The following is a 23,671-nucleotide window of genomic DNA, read 5'->3' as shown; positions in this document are numbered from 1 at the left end:
GTCCCCAAAAAGGGGTGGGCGCTCGGCCCGGCGTAAAGAAGGGGACCCTGGCCTGCCTGTACCAGGGCCCCCGAAACTGGTCATGTAGAGGTAGTTGCAGGGGGCGTGCCAAGTCTTGTGTAGGGTTTCCAATAAATAACTATCTCACTGTATTTAGTGGCTTTTTTGGTTCTTCCAGGCGGTTTGCAGAGATAAAGAGGCTGGAAACAGGCCACTAGCCCGACCCAGCTCATCGCCTTACCTCGGTGCAAAAGAGGCGGGCGTGCACAAAACAGAGGCTCGGCGCTTATAAAAAAACCCCGCCAGGGCGGGGTTTAGGAGGGCAACGTGGGTCAGGCGTCGTCGCCATCCTCTTCTTCGCCACCGTCTACTTTCATGCCCAGTTCCTTGATCTTGCGGGTAAGGGTGTTACGCCCCCAACCCAGCAATATGGCGGCGTCACGGCGTCGCCCCGCCGTATGCTTGAGCGCTGTCTCGATCATGATCCGCTCGAAGCTGGGTACGGCGCTGTCCAGCAGGCTGGACTGGCCCCGTGCCAAAGCTTGATCTGCCCATTGGCGTAGGGCCTGCTCCCAGTTGGTGACCGGGGCGGCATCCTGGGGCAGGTTCAACAGTTCTGGCGGCAGGTCAGACACATGCACTTCACGGCCTGAGGCCATGACGGTAATCCAGCGGCACGTGTTCTCAAGCTGGCGCACGTTACCAGGCCATGGCAGGTTTTTGAGGTACTCCTCCGTCTCCGCCTTCAGCAGCTTGGGCTCAACGGCCAGCTCTTGGGCTGCCCGGCTGAGGAAGTGCCTGGCCAGCGCAGGGATATCTTCACGCCGGTCAGACATCCGCGGGATATGAATGCGAATAACGTTCAGCCGGTGGAACAGGTCCTCCCGGAACTTGCCTGCCTGCACCAGGTTTTCAAGGTTCTGGTGGGTGGCAGCAATGATGCGTACATCCACCTTTACCGGTGTGTGGCCGCCTACCCGATAGAACTCGCCATCGGCCAATACCCTTAGCAGGCGGGTTTGGGTATCTGCCGGCATGTCGCCGATTTCGTCCAGGAACAGTGTGCCCCCATCGGCCTGCTCGAAACGTCCCCGGCGCAGGTTCGCGGCACCCGTGAACGCACCTTTCTCATGGCCGAACAGCTCGGACTCCATCAGGTCCTTGGGAATGGCGGCCATGTTCAGTGCAATGAACGGTGCGGCAGCGCGCGGGCTATGGCGATGCAGCGCGTGGGCGACCAGCTCCTTACCCGTGCCTGACTCACCATTGATCAGCACCGTAATGTTGGAATGGCTTAGCCGGCCGATGGCGCGAAACACTTCCTGCATGGCCGGGGCTTCGCCAATGATCTCAGGCGTGCGGGTAAGTGCCGGCGGTGTGTCCAGGCCTTGCTGTTCCTGAGCGTGCTGGTTCGCACGCTTTACTAGCGACACGGCCTCATCCACGTCGAAAGGCTTGGGCAGGTACTCAAAAGCGCCGCCTTGGTAAGACGCCACGGCGCTTTCCAGGTCAGAGTGGGCCGTCATGATGATGACCGGCAGGCGAGGGTGCTGCTCGCGAATGCGGGCGAGCAGGTCCAGGCCGCTGGCGCCAGGCATGCGGATGTCCGAAATGATCACATCCGGTTGTTGCCGGGCCAGACGGCTCATTACCCCGTCGGCGCTATCGAAGCTTTGGGTTGTCATGCCTTCTTGCTGGAGTGCTTTTTCCAGCACCCAGCGGATGGAACGGTCGTCATCGACGATCCAGACTGTTTCACTACGGCTCATGACGAAGCTGCTCCTTGTTCCAGCGGCAGGAAGATCGAGAAGGTGGTATGGCCTGGGTGACTCTCACATTCGATCAGGCCCTGATGCTGGCTGATGATGTTCTGGGTAATGGCCAGGCCAAGGCCAGTGCCGTCCGGGCGGCCGCTGACCATGGGGTAGAAGATGGTTTCCTGAAGCTCGACGGGGATGCCTGGGCCGTTGTCTATGATTTCCACCTTGGCGACTAGCCGGTGGCGGGTGTGGCCGATGGTGAACTGGCGCATGGTGCGTGTGCGCAGCGTGATACGGCCCAGGCGCAATTCGTTTTCACCGCTGATGGCTTGCATGGCGTTGCGCACAATGTTGAGTACGGCCTGTATCAGCTGTTCCCGGTCGATCAGTACGTCAGGAATGCTGGGGTCGTAGTCGCGCAACAGGGAAATGCCGCCCTGGGTTTCAGCGTCCACCAGGCTGCATACCCGCTCCAGCACCTCATGAATATTGGTCATCGCCAACGAAGGCAGCTTGTTGGACCCCAGCATGCGGTCCACCAGATTACGAAGCCGGTCGGCCTCTTCGATAATCACGTTGGTGTAATCGCGCAGGCCGTCCTCGGGCAGTTCCCGGGCCAGCAGTTGCGCCGCGCCACGGATGCCCCCCAGCGGGTTCTTGATCTCATGGGCGAGGCCACGTACCAGCATTTTGGTGGTTTCCTGCTTTGACAGCTGCGCTTCTTCCTTGGTGATCCGTAGCAGCCGATCCCGAGGGTGTACCTCCAGCAGCAGGAGCGTTTCGCCCTTGCTTAAAATCGGAGTCACGGCGTAGTCCACGGTCAGTGTCTGCCCAGTAAGGGCGGTGAGCATCGCCTCACGCTTGGTAAACGGGTGAGCTTGTTCCACGGCTTGGCGAAGGGAGTTAAGCGCCTCGGCCGATTCGGTGAACAGCTCGCTGATGAACTGCCCATGATTACGCTGCCCACTGATAGCCAGCAACATTTCCGCCGCTGGGTTCATATATTCCAGGCGCAGTTCGGCGTTCAAGAGAATGGTGGCGGTTGTGAGGTTGTCCAGTAACAGTCGGTGCAGCGCATCACTGATGGTCATGGGTGTCCTTGACCTCTATTGGCAGGTCGCGGCCCAACGGGCGCGGTCTCGGTGCAGGGGATCGAACCATCGCCGCGCCCCACTGATGCATGCAAACTGCAAAAACCAAACCAAGCGCTGAAAAGAAGCGTCTTCCCTTACCAAATTGGCACTTGAGGGAAACGGTTGCCTAGGAAAACAAGCGTAATGCGCCACTTCGGTACATGGTTTCAGAAAAGGTGCGCCTTGTGCACTATAAAGGTGCTATAGCGTGGTCGCAAAGCGCTAGTCGTCTTCCTCCGGCTTGTCTGCCAAAGGGCATTCAGGGCGCTGACCATACTCGTCCTTTTTACAAGGATGAATTCGTCGCTTCTGGGACAAAGACGTGCGCTTCATATGTACAGGCTGAGGCGGGGTACGCTCGATAACGTTACCTTGGGTGTCCAGGATTTCCCCAGCTAACTGGTGAGTGCCTCGGTCAACGTTGTGCAATGCAATCACGGGGCTGGTACCAGGTTCGGCAGCAGGTTTACCGTCCAGAAGCACTCGGTAGAGGTTTCCCTCTTCCAGTGCAGGCTCACTGGTGAGGGTAACGATCATTTCCCCGCTGGCGTGGGTAACCGAAGCATCTGGCAGCGGCACCAGGATGCGAAACATCTCATAGTGGACCACGCGCGTAACGGCCATTGGCTTGGGCTTTGCTGCCGTGGAGGCGCCAGGTGCAGCGGGCAGCCTGGTATTAGGCTGGTTCAGCCGGTTGCCTTGGGGCACCTGTACGGCACTGGCGCCCTTGCGCGGCTGGTCAGTGTAGACCCGATTACCTTGTGCATCGATGTAGGTAAACACCTGTGCCTGGCTCACGCTGGCCAGGCCTGCAAACGCAAGAAACAGCCATGCCTTCATGGCACGCTTACCCTCAACACTGAGATCGTGACCGGTGTGCTGGCCTGGACCACGTTGGCCCCGGCCAGCACTTGAACCGCCAGGCGATGCTGGCCGCGGTCTACGTTCACCAGTTGCAAGCGAGGCACATTGCTGGGGGTACCATAGGCTACGTCATCCAGTACCAATTGCAGCAAGTGGCCCCCGGCAAGGCGAGGTTGAATGTTGACACCTACATCGAACGTACCGTTGTTGGCCCGAATGGCGCCGTCTCCTGGAATGCCTGTTAGCTCAAGCACATTGTAGGCTGCAGCAGGCACCGGGGCTGGAGCCGCTTCGACTGGCGCGGGGGCGGGTTTGGCCTTAGGCATTGGCACACTGTTGAGAGGGGGCAGCTCCATCTTCTGTGAGGCGCGCCCGGCGGGGGGCTGCTCTGAATAAACCGTATTGCCATTGGCATCGGTGGACTTGTAGATCTGGGCCTCAGCCTGAGTACAGAGAAGGCTGAGCAATAGCAAAAGGAGGCGGTGCATGAGGGCTACTCAAGTGGCATCAGCGGCCTGCCCAGCATAGATCAGACCGCCCAGCCGTTCACAGCTTAATGCGGCCCCAGGCATAACTCGCCGGTGGCACGAATCAATGCAAGCTGGTGAAGCTCGTCACGCTCGCCCTGGTTTACAGTCTCTGCTATCCATTGAGGGCAGGCAGCGTTCGTACGATGAGGCGCGAAAGCAGCCAACTGGTCCAGCAACGTTTTCTGCAGGCCATCCAGTTGCGGGCGAATTTGCCCCACTAGGTCGGGGCGTGGGCTATCTGGCGCCTTGCCCGCCATGCGCCACTCATTGAGGTGGCCGTACTGCACCAGTTTGTTGGCTTCTATCTGGGCCGCAAAGAACTGCTCTACGAAAGCAGGCTCAAGGCTGTAGTTCGGCGCCAGCACCACGGCCCCTGCAATCACCTCGCGCTCACGCGTGCGGTCTTCAACCGCCTTTTTGCTGTCCCATTTGCTTAACGCTACCTGGTCAGCAATGTTGAGGCGTTGCTCGATGCTGGCCAGCAAGGGTTGCAGCTCAACTGGCGCAGCGGCAAAGGCTGAGGTGGCCATAAGGCTTGAGGCCAAGGCAAGGTAGCAGGCAGGGCGTTTGAACATGACAAGGTCCAGAGTCGTCGAAGTCGCGCCTTGTTATGCCAGCAAACCGAGGCAGGGGCCAGCGAGCAAATGTATCGGGCTTTTTTTCTGGGCATGAAAAAGGCCTCCCGAAGGAGGCCTCTTGTGTACAGCCAGAGGGATTAGACGCTGTAGTACAGGTCGTATTCCAGTGGGTGTACGAAGGTACGCACCTTGATTTCTTCTTCGGCCTTCAGCTCGATGTAGGCATCGATGAAGTCGTCGGAGAACACGCCGCCCTTGGTCAGGAAGGCACGGCCCTTATCCAGCTCTTCCAAGGCTTCTTTGAGGCTGCCACAAACCTGCGGGATTTCCTTGGCCTCTTCAGGTGGCAGGTCATACAGGTTTTTGTCCGCAGCGTCGCCAGGGTGAATCTTGTTCTGAATGCCGTCCAGGCCAGCCATCAGCAGTGCAGCGAAGGCCAGGTACGGGTTGGCAGCTGGGTCCGGGAAGCGTGCTTCGATACGGCGGCCTTTAGGGCTGGACACGTAAGGAATACGGATGGACGCCGAACGGTTGCGAGCCGAGTAGGCCAGCATCACCGGGGCTTCGAAACCAGGCACCAGGCGCTTGTAGGAGTTGGTGGCCGGGTTGGTGAAGCCGTTGAGTGCCTTGCCGTGCTTGATGATGCCGCCGATGAAGTACAGGGCGGTTTCGGACAGGCCGGCATAGCCTTCGCCAGCGAAGGTGTTCTTGCCTTCTTTGGAGATGGACATGTGCACGTGCATGCCTGAGCCGTTGTCACCGTACAGTGGCTTGGGCATGAAGGTGGCAGTGCGGCCGTAAGCGTCGGCTACGTTATGCACGATGTACTTGAGGGTTTGAACTTCGTCGGCTTTCTTCACCAGGGTGTTGAATTTGACGCCGATTTCGTTCTGGCCTGCAGTCGCCACTTCGTGGTGATGCACTTCGACGGTCTGGCCCATTTCTTCCAGTGCATTGCACATGGCCGTACGAATTTCGTGGTCGTGGTCGACCGGTGGCACTGGGAAGTAGCCGCCTTTCACGCCTGGGCGGTGGCCCTTGTTGCCGCCGTCAACGTCCTGGTCGGTCATCCAGGAGGCTTGTTCGGAGAAGATCTTGAACATGGAGCCGGAGATATCCGACTTGAACTTCACTTCGTCGAAGATGAAGAATTCTGGCTCCGGGCCTACGAACACGGTATCGCCGATACCGGTGGACTTGAGGTATTCCTCGGCACGGTGGGCGATGGCGCGCGGGTCGCGGTCGTAGCCTTGCATGGTCGACGGCTCAATGATGTCGCAGACCAGAATCAGCGTAGGCTCTTCGGTGAAGGGGTCCAGCACGGCGGTTTCGTCGTCCGGCAGCAGGATCATGTCAGAGGCTTCGATGCCTTTCCAGCCAGCGATAGAGGAGCCATCGAACATCTTGCCGTGCTCGAAGAAATCATCGTCCAGGGCGTCACGGGCTGGCATGGTGACGTGCTGCTGCTTGCCTTTGGTATCAGTGAAGCGCAGATCAATCCACTTTACGTCATGATCTTTGATGAGTTGAACCGACTTCGACATGTTGTCCTCCGGGTGGATGGGGACGGACTATGCGCCCCTGGATTCAGTGCTGCCGCCGCATACTCGGCCATGGCAACCTGCCTCACAAGAGAGCAATTTGCATGCCAGTGCCCAAAGATGGGCAGCCATCAAAAGCTGGCCGGTTTACAAGGGTTTGCGTCCAACACTCAAAAAATGGATGCCCTATTATAGGGCGAACGCTCCGGCTTGAGCTCCAAAACAGTGCCTTGAAGGGTTCTGATATATAGTTGGTCAAAGCTTGAACAATTTCCGCTATAATGCCGCCCCTTTTTTCAGCTGGGCATTGTGCGCGCTGTTCATGAAACTGATCGTTAAAGTTTTTCCCGAGATCACCATTAAAAGCCCGCCGGTGCGCAAGCGGTTTATCCGCCAGCTCGCCAAGAATATCCGCGCGGTCATGCGTGACCTGGACCCGGACATTTCAGTGGTCGGCGTATGGGACAACCTCGAGGTACAAACGAAGCTCAGCGACGCCAAGGCCCTGAAAGAGCTGACCGAGCGCCTGTGCTGCACACCAGGTATTGCTCATTTTCTGCAAGTGGATGAATACCCGCTAGGGGACTTCGACGATATCGTGGCCAAGTGCAAAGCGCACTTTGGCGACAAGCTGGCTGGCAAGCGTTTTTCCGTTCGTTGCAAGCGCGGTGGGCGTCATGGGTTCAGCTCCATGGATGTGGATCGTTACGTGGGCAGCCAGTTGCGCCAGCAGTGCAGCGCGGCCGGAATCGACCTGAAAAACCCGGAAGTGGTCGTGCGAATGGAAATTCGCGACCAACGGTTGTTCGTGATCCATGACCAGCACAAAGGCCTGGGTGGCTACCCCTTGGGTGCGCTGGAACAGACCTTGGTGCTGATGTCCGGCGGGTTCGACTCCACCGTGGCGGCCTACCAGATGATGCGGCGTGGGTTGATGACCCATTTCTGCTTCTTCAACCTGGGCGGCCGTGCACATGAACTGGGCGTGATGGAAGTCGCTCATTACCTTTGGAAGAAGTACGGCAGCTCGCACCGCGTGTTGTTCATCAGCGTGCCGTTCGAAGAGGTGGTTGGCGAAATCCTTGCCAAGGTAGACGACAGCCAGATGGGCGTCATCCTCAAGCGCATGATGCTGCGCGCTGCCAGCCGCATGGCCGAGCGCCTTGAAATCGACGCACTGGTTACAGGTGAAGCGATCTCCCAGGTGTCCAGCCAGACCCTGACCAACCTGGCCGTAATCGACGCGGCAACCCCAACGCTTGTGCTGCGCCCATTGCTTGCTTCGCACAAGCAGGACATCATTGACACCGCAACGGCTATCGGCACCGCCGACTTTGCCAAGCATATGCCCGAATATTGTGGCGTGATCTCTGTAAACCCGACTACCAGCGCCCGCGGCTACCGCATCGAACGCGAAGAAGAGCGTTTCGACATGGCCGTGCTGGAGGCTGCCCTGGCGCGGGCGCGTCTGGTTTCCATCGACCATGTGATCGACGAGCTAGGCCAGGAAGTCGAAATCGAAGAAGTGGCCGAAGCCTTGACCAGCCATGTTGTGCTGGACATTCGCCACCCCGATGCCCAGGAAGATGCCCCATTGCTTATCGAGGGCGTCGATGTCCATGCGGTACCGTTCTATGCCCTTAACAGCCGGTTCAAGGATCTCGATCCAGGCCGGCAATACCTGTTGTACTGCGACAAAGGTGTCATGAGCAGGCTGCATGCTCACCACCTGCTCAGCGAGGGGCACGCCAATGTGCGCGTTTATCGTCCGGCCTAGGAGGGGCCTTGGCGGCCGTGGTCGCCATCGCCCCCCTGACCCGGCGCGCTGATTGCGCCAATTGATCCGCCGTCGCCTTGAGCCGGCCCCACCGAATTCATCACCGAGACCTGTATTGTGAGAGACAACCTTCGCAACATCGCCATCATCGCCCACGTTGACCATGGTAAAACCACCCTGGTCGACAAGCTCCTGAAGCTGTCCGGCACCCTGGACCGCAAGGAGCTGAACGACGAGCGCGTGATGGACAGCAACGACCAGGAAAAAGAGCGCGGCATTACCATTCTGGCCAAGAACACGGCTATCAAATGGAACGGCCACGACATCAACATCGTGGACACCCCTGGCCACGCCGACTTCGGTGGTGAAGTAGAGCGCGTGATGTCCATGGTGGATTCCGTGCTGCTGCTGGTCGACGCCCAGGACGGCCCTATGCCGCAAACCCGTTTCGTGACCCAGAAGGCCTTCAAGGCCGGCCTGCGTCCGATCGTAGTCATCAACAAGGTGGACCGCCCAGGCGCAGACCCAGACAAAGTACTGGGCCTGGTATTCGACCTGTTCGACAACCTGGGTGCTACCGAAGAGCAACTGGACTTCCCTGTTATCTACGCCAGCGCCCTGAACGGTATTGCCGGTAACGACCCTTCGGAAATGGCCGAAAACATGGACCCGCTGTTCCAGGCCATTCTGGACCACGTGCCAGCACCCAAGGTTGACCTGGACGGCCCGTTCCAGATGCAGATCTCTGCACTGGACTACAACAGCTTCCTGGGCGTAATCGGCATCGGCCGTATTGCCCGCGGTCGCGTCAAGGCCAACAGCCCGGTTGTCGCCATCGACGCCCAAGGCAAAAAGCGCAACGGTCGCATCCTGAAGCTGATGGGCCACCATGGCCTGCAGCGCGTTGAAGTGGCTGACGCCGAAGCCGGCGACATCGTCTGCATCAGCGGTATGGACCAGCTGTTCATCTCCGACACCCTGTGCGACCCACAGAACGTTGAAGCCATGCCGCCGCTGAGCGTGGACGAACCTACTGTAAGCATGACCTTCCAGGTCAACGACTCGCCGTTCTGCGGCAAGGAAGGCAAGTTCGTCACCAGCCGCAACATCAAAGAGCGCCTGGAAAAGGAACTGTTGCACAACGTAGCCCTGCGCGTTGAAGAAACCGACAGCGCTGACAAGTTCAAGGTCTCCGGCCGTGGCGAGCTGCACCTGTCGGTACTGATCGAAACCATGCGCCGTGAAGGGTTCGAACTGGCCATCTCCCGCCCTGAAGTGGTTATCAAGGAAGTGGACGGCGAGAAGCAGGAACCCTACGAAGCGGTCACCATCGACATCGAAGAGCAGCATCAAGGTGCTGTGATGGAGCAGATGGGCCTGCGCAAGGGCGACCTGAGCAACATGGTGCCGGACGGCAAGGGCCGCATCCGCCTGGAATACACCATTCCAGCACGCGGCCTGATCGGCTTCCGTAACGCCTTCCTGACCATGACCTCGGGCAGCGGTATCCTGACCGGGACCTTCAGCCACTACGGCCCGATCAAGGCCGGTGAAGTGAGCCACCGCCAGAACGGCGTACTGGTGTCCATGGCAACAGGCAAGGCGCTGACCTACTCGCTGGAAACCCTGCAAGACCGTGGCAAGCTGTTCCTTGAGCCTGGCCAGGAAATTTACGAAGGCCAGCTGGCTGGTATCAACAGCCGCGACAACGACCTGGTGATCAACCCCACCAAGGGCAAGAAGCTCGACAACATGCGTGCTTCGGGCAAGGACGAAACCATCGCGCTGGTACCGCCAATCAAGTTCACCCTTGAACAGGCACTGGAATTCATCGATGACGACGAGCTGGTAGAAGTTACGCCGAAGTCGATCCGCCTGCGCAAGAAAGTACTGAACGAGAACGAGCGTAAGCGCGCCTCGAAGTAAGTATGCGGTAGCGAAGAAGCCCGGCGAATGCCGGGCTTTTTTATTGTGGGAGCTGGCATAGCCTGCGAACAGACTAGCCTACACCCTCACCGAACCTTCCCCCGCCCCATCAACCCGCCAATGGTGTCCTGGATATCAGCCGGCAGCACGATGGTTTTGGCGTTGTTGCTGGTAGCCAGTTTTTCCATGGCGCCAATGTACTTCTCTCCCAGCAGGTAGATCATTGGCCCGGTATCGGTGCCGATGGCTTCCTTCACCCGCTCGATGGCCTGGGCCGAGGCATTGGCCAAGGTCACTTGGGCATCCCCGTCACGCTTGGCCGATTCAAGCCGTGCCTCGGCTTCCAGGATGGCTGCGGTTTTCGCACCCTCGGCACGGGTGACGGTTGCCTTGCGCTCACGCTCGGCGGCTGCCTGCAGTTCCATGGCCCTCTGCATGGATTCCGAGGGTTTTATGTCCTGGATCTCCACCGAGCGAATGGTGATGCCCCAGTCGATGGTCTGCTCGGCCATGGCTTCGCGCAGCAAGGCTTTGATCTTGTCACGGGAGGAGAGGGCTTCATCCAGCTCCATGCCGCCGATAATGGAGCGCAGGCTGGTCATGGTAAGGCTGCGCACGGCCTGGTCGTAGTCTTCGATGCCATACGCCGCCTTGGTAGGGTCTGTGATCTTGGCAAAGCACAGCGCATTGGCCAGGAGAACCGCGTTGTCCTTGGTGATGACCTCCTGCTGCTGAACATCCAGGATCAGGTCCTTGGTGCTCATCTTGTAGCCCACCGCATCCATGTAAGGAATGAGGAAGTTCAGGCCTGGCTTGAGTGTGACGCGGTAGCGCCCCAGGCGCTCCACGATCCACTCCTGGCCCTGGGGCACCAAGCGTACGCCCTTGGCGATGGTGACCACGATGAAGATAAAGAAAACGAGCGGAATGATAACTGCAGCGTTCATATGAATTCCTTATTCAAAAGAGAACGGTCAGGCCTCGCCTGCAGGGCCAACGCGAACGAGGTTGCCTTCCACGGCAAGCACGCGGACACGTTCGCCGGCAGGGATGTGGGTATTGGCTAGGCAAGGCCATTCTTCAGTGCCCATCAGAGGCTTTTGAAAGCGCACCTTGCCGCGTTGAAAGGCATTGACCTGCACGGTAAGCAGGCCGATTTCGCCCAAGGCATCGTCGGCGGACCACTGGGGCCCCGGCTGCAGGCCTGCGCGAAAGACCCTGAACCAGAGCAGTGTCAGGGCTACCGAAGCTATGCCCCAAGCAGCCAGTTGGGCGCCGATGCCTAGAGCGGGTATAAGCCATAGCAGCAGAGCGACCAACAAGGCGCCCAAGCCAAACCAGACGATAAAGAAAGATGTAAGCAGCAGCTCCAGCAGTACCAGCGTTACCCCGGCGACTGCCCAGTACCACCATTGGATGTCCATGGCGCCTCACCTGTAAACCACGAGGGGCAATGGTGACGCCTATGCAGCCCTTTAGAAAGAGGGGTAATGGTTTCCTGATATGTAGTGTTAAACGTTAGCGCGCCAGTGGCTTGGGCTTGTAGGCGCAGTAGCCAGGGCGTGGGCCAATCTTGGGGTGATTGCGGCAGGTATCGGGGCGTTTGTCGTAGATCGTGCACAAACGGCTTTTGCGGTCCAGGTACAGGCAGTCGTCGTTGCTCATGCGTGCCAACGTGAAAATGCCGCTTTTCTGGTTGAAGCGCTCGACAATACCTTCCTTCTGCAATCGTTTGGCGACGTTCTTCGGCGGTTCAGCCATTTCGAACTCGTCCACCACACCAATGCGGATCAAGTCCTTGATACGCACTTCAACAGGCAGTGTGCAGCAGGTCGACATGCAGCCACCGCACATGTGGCTGGCGTATTTCTGCCAGGTTTCGAGGCGGTCCAGCTCGGCGGCGGCAATCAGGGCGGGTTTCATGGTGGCAACGGATCTAAAGGAACGGGCGCGCGATCATACCTGCCCTGCCAAAGGGTTCAATGGCCGTTCAGCCTTTTCTTGACGGACATTTCTCGAACGCGCCCTAGCACCCTGTGTCGAACGGTCTAGGCTCAACGCATGAATGCAAAACCTTTTACGTATTGAGGGCTGCAAATGTCTCCAGAACCGCTTACCCGAAAAGTCAACGTCGATGTGGACGAATTTCGTACCGCTGTACTCGCCAAACTGACCTACGCGGTTGGCAAGGATCCAGAACATGCCTTCGATCATGACTGGTTCGAAGCCATTGCCTTGGCGGCCCGGGATCACATGGTCGATCATTGGATGGACCATACTCGGCAGATCTACCGCAGCCAGCAGAAGCGGGTCTATTACCTCTCGCTGGAGTTCCTGATCGGCCGCCTGCTGGTGGACAGCTTGAGCAACATGGGCATTCTGGACATCGCTCGTGAGGCGTTGGACGGCCTGGGTGTGGACCTGGACAAGATCCGCCTGCTGGAGCCAGACGCTGCCTTGGGCAACGGTGGGCTGGGCCGGCTGGCCGCCTGCTTCATGGAAAGCATGTCCACCTTGGGCGTGGCAGCCCATGGTTATGGCATCCGCTATGAACACGGGCTGTTCCGCCAGGCCATCATCGATGGTTGGCAGCAAGAGCAGACGGAGAACTGGCTGGACTTCGGCAACCCATGGGAATTCGAACGCCCCGAGGTGATTTACCCGATCAGTTTTGGCGGGCACGTGGAAGGCACCGTGGACAGCGACGGCAACCCGCGTCAGGTGTGGCGGCCCGGCGAAACCGTGCGAGCGGTCGCCTATGACACCCCGGTTGTAGGTTGGAAAGGTGCCAGTGTGAATACCCTGCGGCTGTGGCGTGCACGCGCCATGGAAGACCTGCACCTTGAACGTTTCAACGCCGGTGACCACCTGGGTGCTGTGGCCGACGTGGCACGTGCCGAAAGTATCTCGCGCGTGCTGTACCCAGCCGACAGCACCGAAGCGGGCCAGGAACTGCGCCTGCGGCAGGAATACTTCTTCGTTTCCGCTTCCTTGCAAGACCTGCTGCGCCGCCACCTCAATGTGTATGAAACCGTGAACTCGCTGGGTGAGCATGCAGCCATCCAGATGAACGACACACACCCTTCGATTGCTGTGGCCGAACTGATGCGCCTGCTGGTGGATATCCATCAGCTGAGCTGGGACGAAGCCTGGAAAGTGACGGTGGAAACCCTGTCCTATACCAACCACACCCTGCTGCCTGAAGCACTGGAAACCTGGCCGGTGGGGCTGATGGAGCGCATGCTGCCGCGCCACATGCAGATCATCTACCTGATCAATGCCCAGCACATCGATGGCCTGCGCGAGAAAGGGACTCACGATGTAGACCTGCTGCGCACTGTGTCACTGATCGAGGAAGATCATGGCCGTCGTGTACGCATGGGGAACCTGGCGTTTTTGGGGTCCCATAGCATCAACGGCGTATCAGCGCTTCATACCGACCTGATGCGTAGCACCGTGTTCTCGGACCTCAACAGGCTGTACCCGGAGCGCATCAACAACAAAACCAACGGTATTACCTTCCGCCGCTGGCTGTACCAGGCCAACCCTAAACTGACCGCCATGCTGGTGGACAAGCTTGGGAACGCCGTGCTGGATGACCCTGAAAACAACCTCAAGCGCCTGGAAGCTTTCGCTGATGATGCGGCCTACCAGCGGCGGTTTGCTGACCAGCGCTTGCATAGCAAAGAGGCACTGGCGCGCATTATCCAAGAGCGTATAGGTGTCACGGTCGACCCTAAAGCGCTGTTTGATGTTCAGGTAAAGCGGATTCACGAGTACAAACGCCAATTGCTGAACCTGCTGCACACCGTTGCGCTGTACCAGGCCATCCGTGCTACGCCAGAGAAGCCTTGGGTGCCACGCGTGAAAATCTTCGCTGGCAAGGCTGCAGCGAGTTACCACCAAGCCAAGTTGATCATCAAGCTGTCCAACGATATTGCCCGCACCATCAATAATGACCCAACTGTCCGTGGCCTGCTGAAAGTAGCCTTCCTGCCTAACTACAACGTGAGCCTGGCTGAAAGCATCATTCCAGCAGCTGACCTGTCCGAGCAGATCTCTACGGCTGGCTACGAGGCGTCTGGTACCAGCAACATGAAGTTCGGCCTCAATGGCGCGCTTACCATTGGCACCATGGATGGGGCTAACGTGGAGATGTGTGAGTACCTGGGCCGGGAAAACATGTTCATCTTTGGCCTCAGTGCCGATGAAGTCGAAGCCCGCAAGCACGGTGGGGACTACAGTGCGCACCAGGAGGCCGCTAACTCTCACCGCCTTAACGATGTGCTGCAGGCCATTCGTGGCGGTGTATTCTCCCCGGATGATCCGTCTCGGTATGCAGGGTTGGTAGATGGGCTGTTAAGTTATGACCGCTTCCTGGTGTGTGCGGATTTCGAGTCCTACTGGAGCGCGCAGATGAAGGTGGAAGAGCTGTGGCGCCATCCGAAGCAATGGTGGCGCTCGGCGATTCTCAACACGGCCCGCATGGGATGGTTCTCCTCGGACCGTACCATCCGTGAGTACGCTACGGAGATCTGGAAGGCGTTGTAACAGCACATCGGTTCCCAAAGGCACCCCCCATGACGCCAAGCCTGTACAAGGCTTGGCGTCAACACTAAAGGCCTGCTGAACTCGGCTGCCTTGCGAGGGTCCGATAGCAGTCGCGCCCGTGGCGCATGCACCAGGGACGGTATGTAGTTATATTCCGTACATAGCCCTGGTTCGTGTTCGCCCTGTAGACTGCGCGGGTTTTATCCCCCTCCCTGGAACCGGAGCTTGTCCATGTCGCCCGTTACCCTGAGTCGCTACCTGATCGAGCAGACGCGCAGCAACAATACCCCTGCCGACCTGCGCTTCCTTATCGAGGTCGTTGCTCGTGCGTGCAAGGCCATCGCCCATCAGGTACAGAAAGGCGCCTTAGGTGGCGTGTTGGGCAGCATGGGGACCGAAAACGTGCAGGGCGAAGTCCAGAAGAAGCTGGATGTGCTCTCCAATGAAATTCTGCTAGAAGCCAACGAATGGGGCGGCCACCTGGCTGGCATGGCGTCGGAAGAAATGGACAACGCCTACCAGATCCCGGGCAAGTACCCCAAGGGTGCCTATCTGTTGGTCTTCGACCCACTGGACGGCTCCTCGAACATCGACGTGAACGTATCCGTCGGCACCATTTTCTCGGTACTGCGCTGCCCGGACCAGTATCTGAGCCAGAACGATGCCCTGAGCGAACAAGCTTTCCTGCAGCCTGGCACCAAGCAGGTTGCCGCGGGTTATGCCATCTACGGCCCGCAAACCATGCTGGTGCTGACGTTGGGCAATGGCGTGATCGGCTTTACCCTGGACCGTGAACTGGGCAGCTTCGTGCTCACCCATGAGAACATTCAGGTGCCGGAAACCACCGCCGAATTCGCCATCAACATGTCCAACCAGCGCCACTGGGAAGCCCCAGTCAAACGCTATGTAGACGAGTTGCTGGCAGGCAAGGACGGCGCGCTGGGCAAGGACTACAACATGCGTTGGGTCGCCGCCATGGTGGCTGACGTGCACCGTATTCTTACCCGCGGCGGCATCTTCATGTACCCCCGCGATTCCCGCGAGCCTTCCAAGCCGGGCAAGTTGCGCCTGATGTACGAGGCTAACCCGATGTCGTTCCTGATCGAGCAGGCTGGGGGCGCTTCAACGGACGGGCACCAGCGCATTCTCGACATCCAGCCCGATGGCCTGCACCAGCGTGTCGCAGTGTTCCTGGGGTCCAAGGAAGAAGTGAAACGCGTGACGGGCTACCACCAGTAAGCGCACGGCGTACGGTACAGGGTTGCCCAAGAGGCTGATACCGTTTACCTAAGCCTTTGTGCCGAAGCTTGGTTTTCTGGAAAATCCGATATCAGTCTACTGGTATCGGATTTTTTTTGCCCGTTGAGCACCAATGGCTTGGCTGGGGCGACCTTTTCGAAGTCTCCGACCTCAGCGCGTTCATTAAGGCGCCATGCAAAGCTAAAATCGTTGCATGTAACGTATTGGAGGTGCTTATGCCCCACGTTAACTCACGTGTTCAAAAGCACAGTGACGCGTTGCGTACAGCGAGACTACGCCTGCTACAAATCTGGATGTTGGACATGGATAGACTAGGTTTTAATGAAGAATGCCATTGTCAGTCGCGGCTTGCAGCAGCAGGGGACGTGACAGATGAAGATATCCTAGATTTCATGGATGAGTCCCTAAAAGAACTGAGTGGCTGGACTGAATGATAAGAGGGGCTTGATCACGATTGCGCTGCTAGATAACTTTGGCAACTCTAGTCCAGGCTTAGTTTACCTAAGCAGATCAAACCGACGAGCACAGCCGTGTGGCGGCGCTGTCTCGCAGCCTTTCCAGGCATCGCTAAGCAATTGAGTGCAACCACGGGGGCATGATGGCTTACACGGTTACAACCGAAACCTCACATGGATGGTGCTGGTCGGGGCGCTGCGGTCCACGGTAATGGCTTCGCTGCCAAAGCCTGAATAGCTTTTCACCAAGCGCATGCCCAGGCCTGTACCGCTAGGTTTGGGGTATGAATCCGGGAAGCCGTCGCCTTGGTCGACCACCGTGACCACCGCATGGCCATCCTGCCTTGCCAGGGTGATGGTGACTTTGCCCTTGCCATATTTGAGCGCGTTTATAACCAGCTCGGAGGTCACGAAGCCCAAAGGGGCCAAGCGCTCGGCGGCCACGGCCAACGGTTCGGCCTGGAGGGCAATTTCCCGGTCACCAAAGGCTTCGCCGAGATCCTGCAACAGCAATTGCAAGAATTCCCTAGGGTCTGAAATCTTGGTATCAAGGGAGCGGTACAAACGCTCGTGTACCGATGCCACCGTGAGCACCCGGTTGGCAGCCGTCTGCAACTGAACCTTCACCACTTCTTCGGTGGCGATGTTGGCCTGCAGCATCAGCATGGCGTTGACCAGATGCAGGCTGTTTTTCACGCGATGATGGATTTCTTCGATCATTAGCTGGTTTTGATCGATCTGTACGCTTTGCGCATCAATGAGCGCCTTGAGCTTGGCTTCCTGGTGGTAACGCTCGCTGATGTCACGTGAGACGACGATCAGTTTTTCAACCTGCTGCTCACTGTTCTTGATAGGCGCTACCGTGACATCCCACCAGCGCGGCTCTCCAGTAGCTGTAGGGCAAAAGGACTCAAAGCGGTAAGCGTGGCCTTGGGCGGCATCGCGAATGGCCTGTTCAACCTGTGCCTTGGACTGCTCAGGCCACAACGTTTCCCACCGATTGCCTTTCACAGCATCCAGGCTAGGCAGGCCCATCTGGCACAGGCCAGTTTCGTTGAAAAATTCGATGCGCCCGTCTGTTGAGATAATTTTCACACAGTCCGGGCTGGCATTAAGCACGCTCTCGGAGTAGGGCGCTGGGTCGTGCTGTTCTACCTGGAAGGCCAGGCGCTCCGCAGTCATGGCAATGATGTTGGCAATGCCTTGCATGAATACCAGATCGGTTTCAATGAAGTCGTCGCCATCCGGGCTATCGGCTTCCAGCACGCCCATAGGTGAGCCAGTACCACGAATCGGCACGTTAATGGCCCGCTCGATGCCATATCTTTTCAGAAGCTCGGGCGTACGGAATCGCAGCTCCTGGCCCAGGTGGTTGGAAATCACCGGCCGGTCCATCATGTAGGCATAGCCAGCCGGGCTGCTATCGTCTGCGCCCAGGGTAGCGGTGCCAATGTCTGTAGGGGCCCAGCCAATGCCGCTTTCAAGCACAAGGCGGCCTTCGGCCTTCTGGTACTTCAACACCTTGGCGTACGCCGTGCCCATGCCTTTGGCGACGACTGCGCAGGCCTGGGTTTGCAGGTGCAACAGATTTGTCGCCTGCAGCGAGTTCACGCCGAACTGCACGCACAGCTCATGCTGCCTGCGTAAACGGGTATGCGACGCCTGGAGGGCACTGCGGATGATTTCGTCGCTAGAACGGTCTTGCATAGAGGGCCAGGGCGAGTGCGGGAGAGAATTGGACAGCCAGAAGGCGTTATGTTCCGGCAGGATATCACCTGAACCTCTTTTCGAACCTACCGTCCAACGGCGACTTCCTTAACCACTGCAGGGCAGGCAATGACTGAACAGGACCTTCCTGAAAAAATCGGGCGCGCCATCGGCCGGCGCATGGCTGCTATCAGCCACGCGGACAAAGGCCCTGAAACGGTACTGATGACCGGCATGGCGCTGGGCTACATCGCAGCACTCTACGATGCCGGCGTGATAGACCCGCCCTTGCGCCTGGCGCTGGAGCATCGCGTGCAAGCACTTGAACCTTCTGCGTCAGATGACTGAACACGCTTGAACACAGGAGTACGTGAACATGGCAAATAACGGGCAATCCCGCTTCTGGTCCCCCGGCAAGGTGCTGCTGGCCCTTGCTGTATGCGCAGGTGTGCTGGCAGCGTGCAGTACCTCCAACACTCGTGAAGTGGCACCTAAGACAGCCGGCAAGGTGGACCTCAAGCGCTACCAAGGCACTTGGTATGAGCTGGCGCGCTTGCCGATGTTCTTCCAGCGCAACTGCGTACAGTCTGAGGCCCACTACGGGGTCAAGCCTGACGGCACGGTTGATGTGCTCAACCGCTGTAAGACTGCCGACGGTACGTGGGAGGAGGCCCATGGCACGGCGACCCAGCAAGTGGCTGGGGAAACGGACAAGCTATGGGTTGTGTTCGATAACTGGTTTTCAAAAATCGCCCCTGGCCTGACCAAAGGGGATTACTGGATCATTGACCTGGACAGCGGCTATAACCAAGTCATTGTCGGCACCCCGGATCGCAAGTTCCTATGGCTGATGTCGCGCACGCCGGATGTGAGCGAAAGTGTGAAGGAACAGATGGTGTCCCGAGCCCAGCAACAAGGCTTTGACACCTCGCGCCTTATCTGGCGTTCTGCAGACTAAGGCAGGGGTAGGCTAGCTCAGCAAGCTGCGCAGTACCTGGGTAAAGGCGAGGCGGCTTTCAGCTTCGTCGGCGTGGTGGCCATCGCGGACCACCCAATGCCCACGCACCATCACGTCCCTTACCTGGCGGTCGCTTCCTGCAAACAGCCACCGGCTGAGCAGGGCACTGTCGTCGACAGTTGCCAGGTAAGGGTCTGCCCCATCCAGTACCAGCCAATCGGCTCGCCTGCCTGCTTCCAGGCGCCCGACCAGCTGCCCCAGAGCCTGAGCCCCGCCCGCCAACGCGCCTTGGTACAGGGTTTGCCCCACCTGCGGCGTTTGGGGGGTATGCAGCCGGTTGCGGCGCTGGTCGCGCAACCGCTGGCCATATTCGAGCCAGCGAAGTTCTTCCAGCACACTCAATGACACGTGGCTGTCCGAGCCAATGCCCCAACGTCCTCCGGCGGCCAGGTAATCTACCGCAGGGAACACGCCATCGCCCAAGTTGGCCTCCGTTGTCAGGCACAGGCCGGCCACAGCACCGCTGGCGGCCATGCGTTGAACCTCCTCGGCGTTGGCATGGGTGGCGTGCACCAGGCACCAGCGTTCATCCACCGCTACATGGTTGAACAGCCATTGCAGAGGCCGCTGTGCGTTCCAGGCCAGGCAGTCGCTCACTTCCTTCTGCTGCTCGGCGATGTGGATATGGATCGGCCCAGCCCCAACGCTGGCCGCCAGTACGTCGCTGATCTGCTCAGGCGTGACTGCGCGCAACGAGTGGAAGCATACGCCGAGCTGCTGTGCAGGTTGGGTTGCCAGGTGTGTAGACAGCTGTTGGTGCAGCGACAGGTAGGCCTCGGTGCCATGGATGAACCGGCGCTGGCCTTCCATAGGCGCCTGGGCGCCGAACCCGCTATGGCTGTAGAGCACAGGTAGCAGCGTAAGGCCGATACCAGCACTGGCAGCGGCGTGGCTGATACGCAGGGCCATTTCCCCAGGGTTGCTATAAGCCTTGCCATCGGCGTTGTGGTGCAGGTAGTGAAACTCCGCCACAGACGTATAGCCGGCCTTGAGCATTTCGATATACAGCTGGCGTGCAATCACCTCAAGGTCATCTGGGTTTACCCCTCCCACCAGCCGATACATCAGGTCACGCCAGGTCCAGAAACTGTCATTGGGGTTGCCGGTCACTTCCGCCAGGCCCGCCATTACCCTTTGAAAGGCATGGGAATGCAGGTTAGGCATGCCGGGCAGCAACGGCCCGTTCAGGCGTTCTGCCCCTTCTGGCGATGCATTGGCCTGTACGTGAGTGATTACGCCCTGAACATCCACGCTCACACGCACATGTGATGCCCAGCCATCAGGTAATAGTGCGCGATCAGCAAAGTAAGCGGGCATGCAAGAAGCCTCTGGAAACGGGTTGTATATACATATACAGCTGTTTGCGTGCCGGGTAAACTGCGGCAAGCTATAGTCCGTTCACTACCCACAGGGGCCTTTTGTGCCAATGCCGCCCGTTGTTTCCTCTCTAGCTGACCAGTTGGGCGAGAGCCCGGCACCGCTGTATGCGCGGGTCAAGCAGATGATTGCCCAGCAGATCCAGGCTGGCAGCTGGCCCCCCCATTTTCGAGTGCCTTCGGAAAGTGAACTGGTGAGCCAATTGGGGTTCAGTCGCATGACCATCAACCGTGCATTGCGTGAGCTGACGGCCGAAGGCCTGCTGGTGCGCATGCAAGGGGTCGGAACGTTTGTGGCTGAGCCCAAGACGCAGTCGGCGCTGTTCGAAGTCAATAACATCGCTGATGAAATCACTGCACGGGGCCACCGGCACCATTGCCAAGTGATCCGGTTGGTCGAGGAAGTAGCGGGCGCCATGCGTGCGGCTGCCCTGGATGTGCGCGAAGGCCAGCGTATCTTCCATTCGATTATCGTGCATTACGAGAACGATATCCCGGTGCAGATCGAAGACCGTTACGTGAATGCGCAGGTAGCACCCGACTACCTCCAGCAGGATTTTACCCGCGAAACCCCCTATGCCTACCTGAGCCGCGTAGCGCCCCTGACCGAGGGTGAGCATGTGGTAGAGGCCATTCTCGCGGACGACCAGGCCTGCCAGTGGCTGCAGATCGAGCCTAGCGAACCCTGCCTGCTGATTCGGCGGCGCACCTGGTCGGGCCGTGAGGCCGTAACCGCGGCGCGGCTGATCCACCCAGGCTCCCGCCACCGCTTGGAAGGGCGCTTCAGCAAGTGAAGGTAGTGCGCGCGCGCGACCACAGGCGTACGCCCTGGAAAAACGGCGGCGGCAGCACGGTAGAAATTTGCCGGGACGAAGGTGATGGCCTGGATGGGTTTGGCTGGCGGCTGTCCATTGCAGACATTGCCGAGGCTGGGCCCTTTTCGGCCTTCGTAGGCTATGAGCGGGTGATCACCGTGCTGGAGGGCCAAGGTATGGTGCTGACGGTCGACGGCCTGGATACCGCGCCGCTGCAGGCGTTCCAGCCCTTTGCCTTTTCCGGCGCCAGCCATGTGAACTGCACTTTGGTTGACGGCCCTATCAGGGACTTCAACCTGATCTACTCGCCTGCCCGCTATCAGGCCGTACTGAAGTGGGTGAGCGCTACTTGCCTGGTCGATGCCACCCCGGCCACTCAGGTTGTATTCGCCGCCACAGACAGCGTTGAAGTGGCGATAGCAGGCGGCGCTTGGCAACTGGGACGCTACGATGCCTTGGTATTACCGGCCCACACCGGTGCTCAAGTTACAGGTCACTGTTGCCATATCACCCTTACGCCTCGGTGAATGAGCGTACCTGACAGGTGCGTCAGCCATCCCGCGTGCGCTGTTTCAGTGCGTATCAGCCGTCTGGTTTTCTCCGGCTCCCTGTAAAAACAGTAGCCCATGGGGCTGGCCTCTGGATTGCATATGCTTGTACATACAAGTAAATATGTGTGCGGACGAAACACCCGCTCAGCTCAGAGGATTACCCATGACCACCTTCCGTGACGTAAATGTCCGTGCCCCCCGTGGTACTCAGCTCACTGCCAAAAGCTGGCTGACTGAAGCCCCGCTGCGCATGCTGATGAACAACCTTGACCCTGAAGTGGCCGAGAACCCTAAAGAGCTGGTGGTTTACGGTGGCATTGGCCGAGCGGCGCGGAACTGGGAGTGTTACGACCGCATTGTGGAGAGTTTGAAAAACCTTGAGGCCGATGAAACCCTGCTGGTGCAGTCTGGCAAGCCTGTGGGGGTGTTCAAAACCCACGCCAATGCCCCACGCGTGCTGATTGCTAACTCCAACCTCGTGCCTCACTGGGCCAATTGGGAGCATTTCAACGAACTGGATGCCAAGGGCCTGGCCATGTATGGCCAGATGACCGCCGGCAGCTGGATCTACATTGGCAGCCAAGGCATCGTACAAGGCACCTATGAAACGTTCGTGGAAGCCGGCCGCCAGCACTATGAGGGCAAATTGGCAGGCCGTTGGGTGCTCACCGCCGGGTTAGGTGGCATGGGCGGGGCGCAGCCATTGGCCGCTACCCTGGCAGGCGCCTGCTCGTTGAACATCGAATGCCAGCAAAGCCGCATCGATTTCCGCCTTAAAACCCGTTACGTCGATGAGCAGGCACACAACCTGGATGACGCCCTGGCCCGCATCAAACGCTACACCGACGAAGGCCGTGCGGTGTCCATCGCCCTGTGTGGCAACGCCGCCGAGGTATTGCCGGAACTGGTTCGCCGTGGCGTACGCCCGGACATGGTCACCGACCAGACCAGCGCCCACGACCCGCTCAACGGTTACCTGCCCAAGGGCTGGGCCTGGGAGGAGTACCGCATGCGTGCCCAGCAGGAGCCTGCGGTAGTGGTAAAGGCCGCGCGCCAGTCCATGGCTGAACACGTACAGGCCATGCTGGCCTTCCAGCAGATGGGCGTGCCCACGTTCGACTATGGCAACAATATTCGGCAAATGGCCAAGGAGGAGGGCGTTCACAATGCGTTCGACTTCCCAGGTTTTGTGCCGGCCTACATTCGCCCGCTGTTCTGCCGGGGTGTAGGGCCTTTCCGCTGGGCAGCGCTTTCAGGGGATGCCGAGGACATCTACAAGACCGACGCCAAGGTAAAAGAGCTGATTCCGGACGATGCCCATTTGCACAACTGGCTGACCATGGCACGCGAGCGCATTGCCTTCCAGGGGCTGCCAGCGCGTATCTGCTGGGTAGGCCTGGGCCAGCGCGCCAAGCTGGGCCTGGCGTTCAACGAAATGGTGCGCAGTGGCGAACTGTCTGCCCCCGTCGTCATTGGCCGCGATCATTTGGACTCCGGCTCTGTGGCCAGCCCCAACCGGGAAACCGAAGCCATGCGTGACGGCTCCGACGCCGTATCGGACTGGCCGCTGCTCAATGCCTTGCTCAACACCGCCAGCGGCGCAACGTGGGTATCTCTGCACCACGGTGGTGGCGTGGGCATGGGCTTCTCCCAGCACTCCGGCATGGTGGTGGTGTGCGATGGCACCGACGAAGCAGCCGAGCGCATTGCCCGGGTACTGCACAACGACCCGGCCACAGGCGTGATGCGCCATGCCGACGCGGGCTACCAGATAGCCATCGAATGTGCCCGCGAGCAGGGCCTGAACCTGCCCATGCTGGACCGCTGAC

At 59.0% G+C, this 23,671-nt stretch carries 21 protein-coding genes and 1 pseudogene; 10 read left to right on the top strand and 12 right to left on the bottom strand.

All coding sequences use genetic code 11. The features are described 5' to 3' along the window. Window positions 1-237: 237 nt before the first annotated feature. From ACSAMW_RS13625 to glnA, 7 genes and pseudogenes are all read right to left on the bottom strand, one after another. Window positions 238-348: pseudogene (locus ACSAMW_RS13625) on the bottom strand (hypothetical protein); the annotation flags it as partial. Continuing rightward, window positions 333-1,769, bottom strand: a complete 1,437-nt coding sequence (gene ntrC / locus ACSAMW_RS13620; protein ID WP_500590745.1) for a nitrogen regulation protein NR(I) — start codon at window positions 1,767-1,769, stop codon at window positions 333-335. The pseudogene ACSAMW_RS13625 and the gene ntrC, both read right to left, overlap by 16 nt. Continuing rightward, window positions 1,766-2,851, bottom strand: coding sequence for a nitrogen regulation protein NR(II) (glnL, locus tag ACSAMW_RS13615; RefSeq protein WP_500590744.1), 1,086 nt, complete (start codon window positions 2,849-2,851; stop codon window positions 1,766-1,768). Before glnL ends, ntrC begins: the two co-directional genes overlap by 4 nt. Before the next feature lie 264 nt (window positions 2,852-3,115). After that, window positions 3,116-3,733, bottom strand: a complete 618-nt coding sequence (locus tag ACSAMW_RS13610; protein WP_500590743.1) for a DUF4124 domain-containing protein — start codon at window positions 3,731-3,733, stop codon at window positions 3,116-3,118. After that, window positions 3,730-4,245 carry a DUF4124 domain-containing protein gene (locus ACSAMW_RS13605; protein ID WP_500590742.1) on the bottom strand — a complete coding sequence of 172 codons (516 nt, stop codon included), beginning with the start codon at window positions 4,243-4,245 and terminating at the stop codon, window positions 3,730-3,732. The genes ACSAMW_RS13610 and ACSAMW_RS13605 overlap by 4 nt, the downstream gene beginning before the upstream one ends. Window positions 4,246-4,310: 65 nt before the next feature. Then, entirely contained in the window at window positions 4,311-4,862 is a 552-nt protein-coding gene (locus ACSAMW_RS13600; RefSeq protein ID WP_500590741.1) for a chorismate mutase, read from the bottom strand. Between the two features lie 140 nt (window positions 4,863-5,002). After that, window positions 5,003-6,409 (bottom strand): glutamate--ammonia ligase, encoded by a 1,407-nt coding sequence (glnA, locus tag ACSAMW_RS13595; protein ID WP_168083093.1) that lies wholly within the window; start codon window positions 6,407-6,409, stop codon window positions 5,003-5,005. A 319-nt stretch (window positions 6,410-6,728) separates the two neighbouring features. Here glnA and thiI point away from each other — a divergent pair, with 319 nt between their 5' ends. Together thiI and typA are read left to right on the top strand one after the other, a co-directional pair. Beyond that, complete coding sequence (thiI, locus tag ACSAMW_RS13590) at window positions 6,729-8,183, top strand: tRNA uracil 4-sulfurtransferase ThiI (RefSeq protein ID WP_500590740.1); 1,455 nt, start codon at window positions 6,729-6,731, stop codon at window positions 8,181-8,183. Window positions 8,184-8,300: 117 nt separating this feature from the next. Further along, complete coding sequence (gene typA, locus ACSAMW_RS13585) at window positions 8,301-10,109, top strand: translational GTPase TypA (RefSeq protein ID WP_168083089.1); 1,809 nt, start codon at window positions 8,301-8,303, stop codon at window positions 10,107-10,109. An 86-nt stretch (window positions 10,110-10,195) separates the two neighbouring features. Here the strand turns inward: typA and ACSAMW_RS13580 are convergent, their stop codons facing one another. The 3 genes from ACSAMW_RS13580 to ACSAMW_RS13570 all read right to left on the bottom strand — a co-directional run bounded on the left by ACSAMW_RS13580 (window position 10,196) and on the right by ACSAMW_RS13570 (window position 12,032). After that, window positions 10,196-11,056, bottom strand: coding sequence for an SPFH domain-containing protein (locus ACSAMW_RS13580; protein ID WP_168083087.1), 861 nt, complete (start codon window positions 11,054-11,056; stop codon window positions 10,196-10,198). A 27-nt stretch (window positions 11,057-11,083) separates the two neighbouring features. After that, window positions 11,084-11,533, bottom strand: coding sequence for an NfeD family protein (locus tag ACSAMW_RS13575; RefSeq protein WP_500590739.1), 450 nt, complete (start codon window positions 11,531-11,533; stop codon window positions 11,084-11,086). 94 nt (window positions 11,534-11,627) lie between these two features. Continuing rightward, complete coding sequence (locus ACSAMW_RS13570; RefSeq protein WP_500590738.1) at window positions 11,628-12,032, bottom strand: YkgJ family cysteine cluster protein; 405 nt, start codon at window positions 12,030-12,032, stop codon at window positions 11,628-11,630. Between the two features lie 174 nt (window positions 12,033-12,206). On the opposite strand from ACSAMW_RS13570, the gene ACSAMW_RS13565 reads away from it, so the two are divergent. From ACSAMW_RS13565 to ACSAMW_RS13555, 3 genes are all read left to right on the top strand, one after another. Then, window positions 12,207-14,660 carry a glycogen/starch/alpha-glucan phosphorylase gene (locus tag ACSAMW_RS13565; protein ID WP_500590737.1) on the top strand — a complete coding sequence of 818 codons (2,454 nt, stop codon included), beginning with the start codon at window positions 12,207-12,209 and terminating at the stop codon, window positions 14,658-14,660. Between the two features lie 231 nt (window positions 14,661-14,891). After that, a complete protein-coding gene (locus tag ACSAMW_RS13560) occupies window positions 14,892-15,899 on the top strand; it encodes a class 1 fructose-bisphosphatase (protein WP_168083079.1) in 1,008 nt (335 codons plus the stop codon). A 236-nt stretch (window positions 15,900-16,135) separates the two neighbouring features. Beyond that, complete coding sequence (locus ACSAMW_RS13555) at window positions 16,136-16,354, top strand: antitoxin MazE family protein (RefSeq protein WP_500590736.1); 219 nt, start codon at window positions 16,136-16,138, stop codon at window positions 16,352-16,354. Window positions 16,355-16,531: 177 nt separating this feature from the next. Here the strand turns inward: ACSAMW_RS13555 and ACSAMW_RS13550 are convergent, their stop codons facing one another. Then, entirely contained in the window at window positions 16,532-18,082 is a 1,551-nt protein-coding gene (locus tag ACSAMW_RS13550) for a sensor histidine kinase (protein ID WP_500590735.1), read from the bottom strand. A gap of 129 nt (window positions 18,083-18,211) precedes the next feature. Between ACSAMW_RS13550 and ACSAMW_RS13545 the strand changes: the two genes are divergently transcribed. Continuing rightward, window positions 18,212-18,430, top strand: coding sequence for a hypothetical protein (locus tag ACSAMW_RS13545; RefSeq protein ID WP_500590734.1), 219 nt, complete (start codon window positions 18,212-18,214; stop codon window positions 18,428-18,430). Window positions 18,431-18,458: 28 nt separating this feature from the next. Then, on the top strand, window positions 18,459-19,040 hold the full coding sequence (locus tag ACSAMW_RS13540) for a lipocalin family protein (RefSeq protein WP_500590733.1): 582 nt from the start codon (window positions 18,459-18,461) through the stop codon (window positions 19,038-19,040). 12 nt (window positions 19,041-19,052) lie between these two features. Here the strand turns inward: ACSAMW_RS13540 and ACSAMW_RS13535 are convergent, their stop codons facing one another. Further along, window positions 19,053-20,417: a formimidoylglutamate deiminase gene (locus ACSAMW_RS13535; RefSeq protein WP_500590732.1), complete on the bottom strand. Its 1,365-nt coding sequence runs from the start codon at window positions 20,415-20,417 to the stop codon at window positions 19,053-19,055. 109 nt (window positions 20,418-20,526) lie between these two features. Between ACSAMW_RS13535 and hutC the strand changes: the two genes are divergently transcribed. The 3 genes from hutC to hutU all read left to right on the top strand — a co-directional run bounded on the left by hutC (window position 20,527) and on the right by hutU (window position 23,670). Continuing rightward, window positions 20,527-21,270: a histidine utilization transcriptional repressor HutC gene (hutC, locus tag ACSAMW_RS13530; RefSeq protein WP_500594040.1), complete on the top strand. Its 744-nt coding sequence runs from the start codon at window positions 20,527-20,529 to the stop codon at window positions 21,268-21,270. Between the two features lie 5 nt (window positions 21,271-21,275). Next, complete coding sequence (locus tag ACSAMW_RS13525) at window positions 21,276-21,818, top strand: HutD/Ves family protein (RefSeq protein WP_500590731.1); 543 nt, start codon at window positions 21,276-21,278, stop codon at window positions 21,816-21,818. Between the two features lie 187 nt (window positions 21,819-22,005). Continuing rightward, window positions 22,006-23,670: a urocanate hydratase gene (hutU, locus tag ACSAMW_RS13520; RefSeq protein ID WP_500590730.1), complete on the top strand. Its 1,665-nt coding sequence runs from the start codon at window positions 22,006-22,008 to the stop codon at window positions 23,668-23,670. Window position 23,671 lies beyond the last annotated feature (1 nt).

The organism is Pseudomonas sp. AB39(2026), assembly GCF_059831485.1.
Note: the sequence above shows the minus strand (reverse complement) of the source record. Positions and strands in the feature narration are given on the sequence as shown.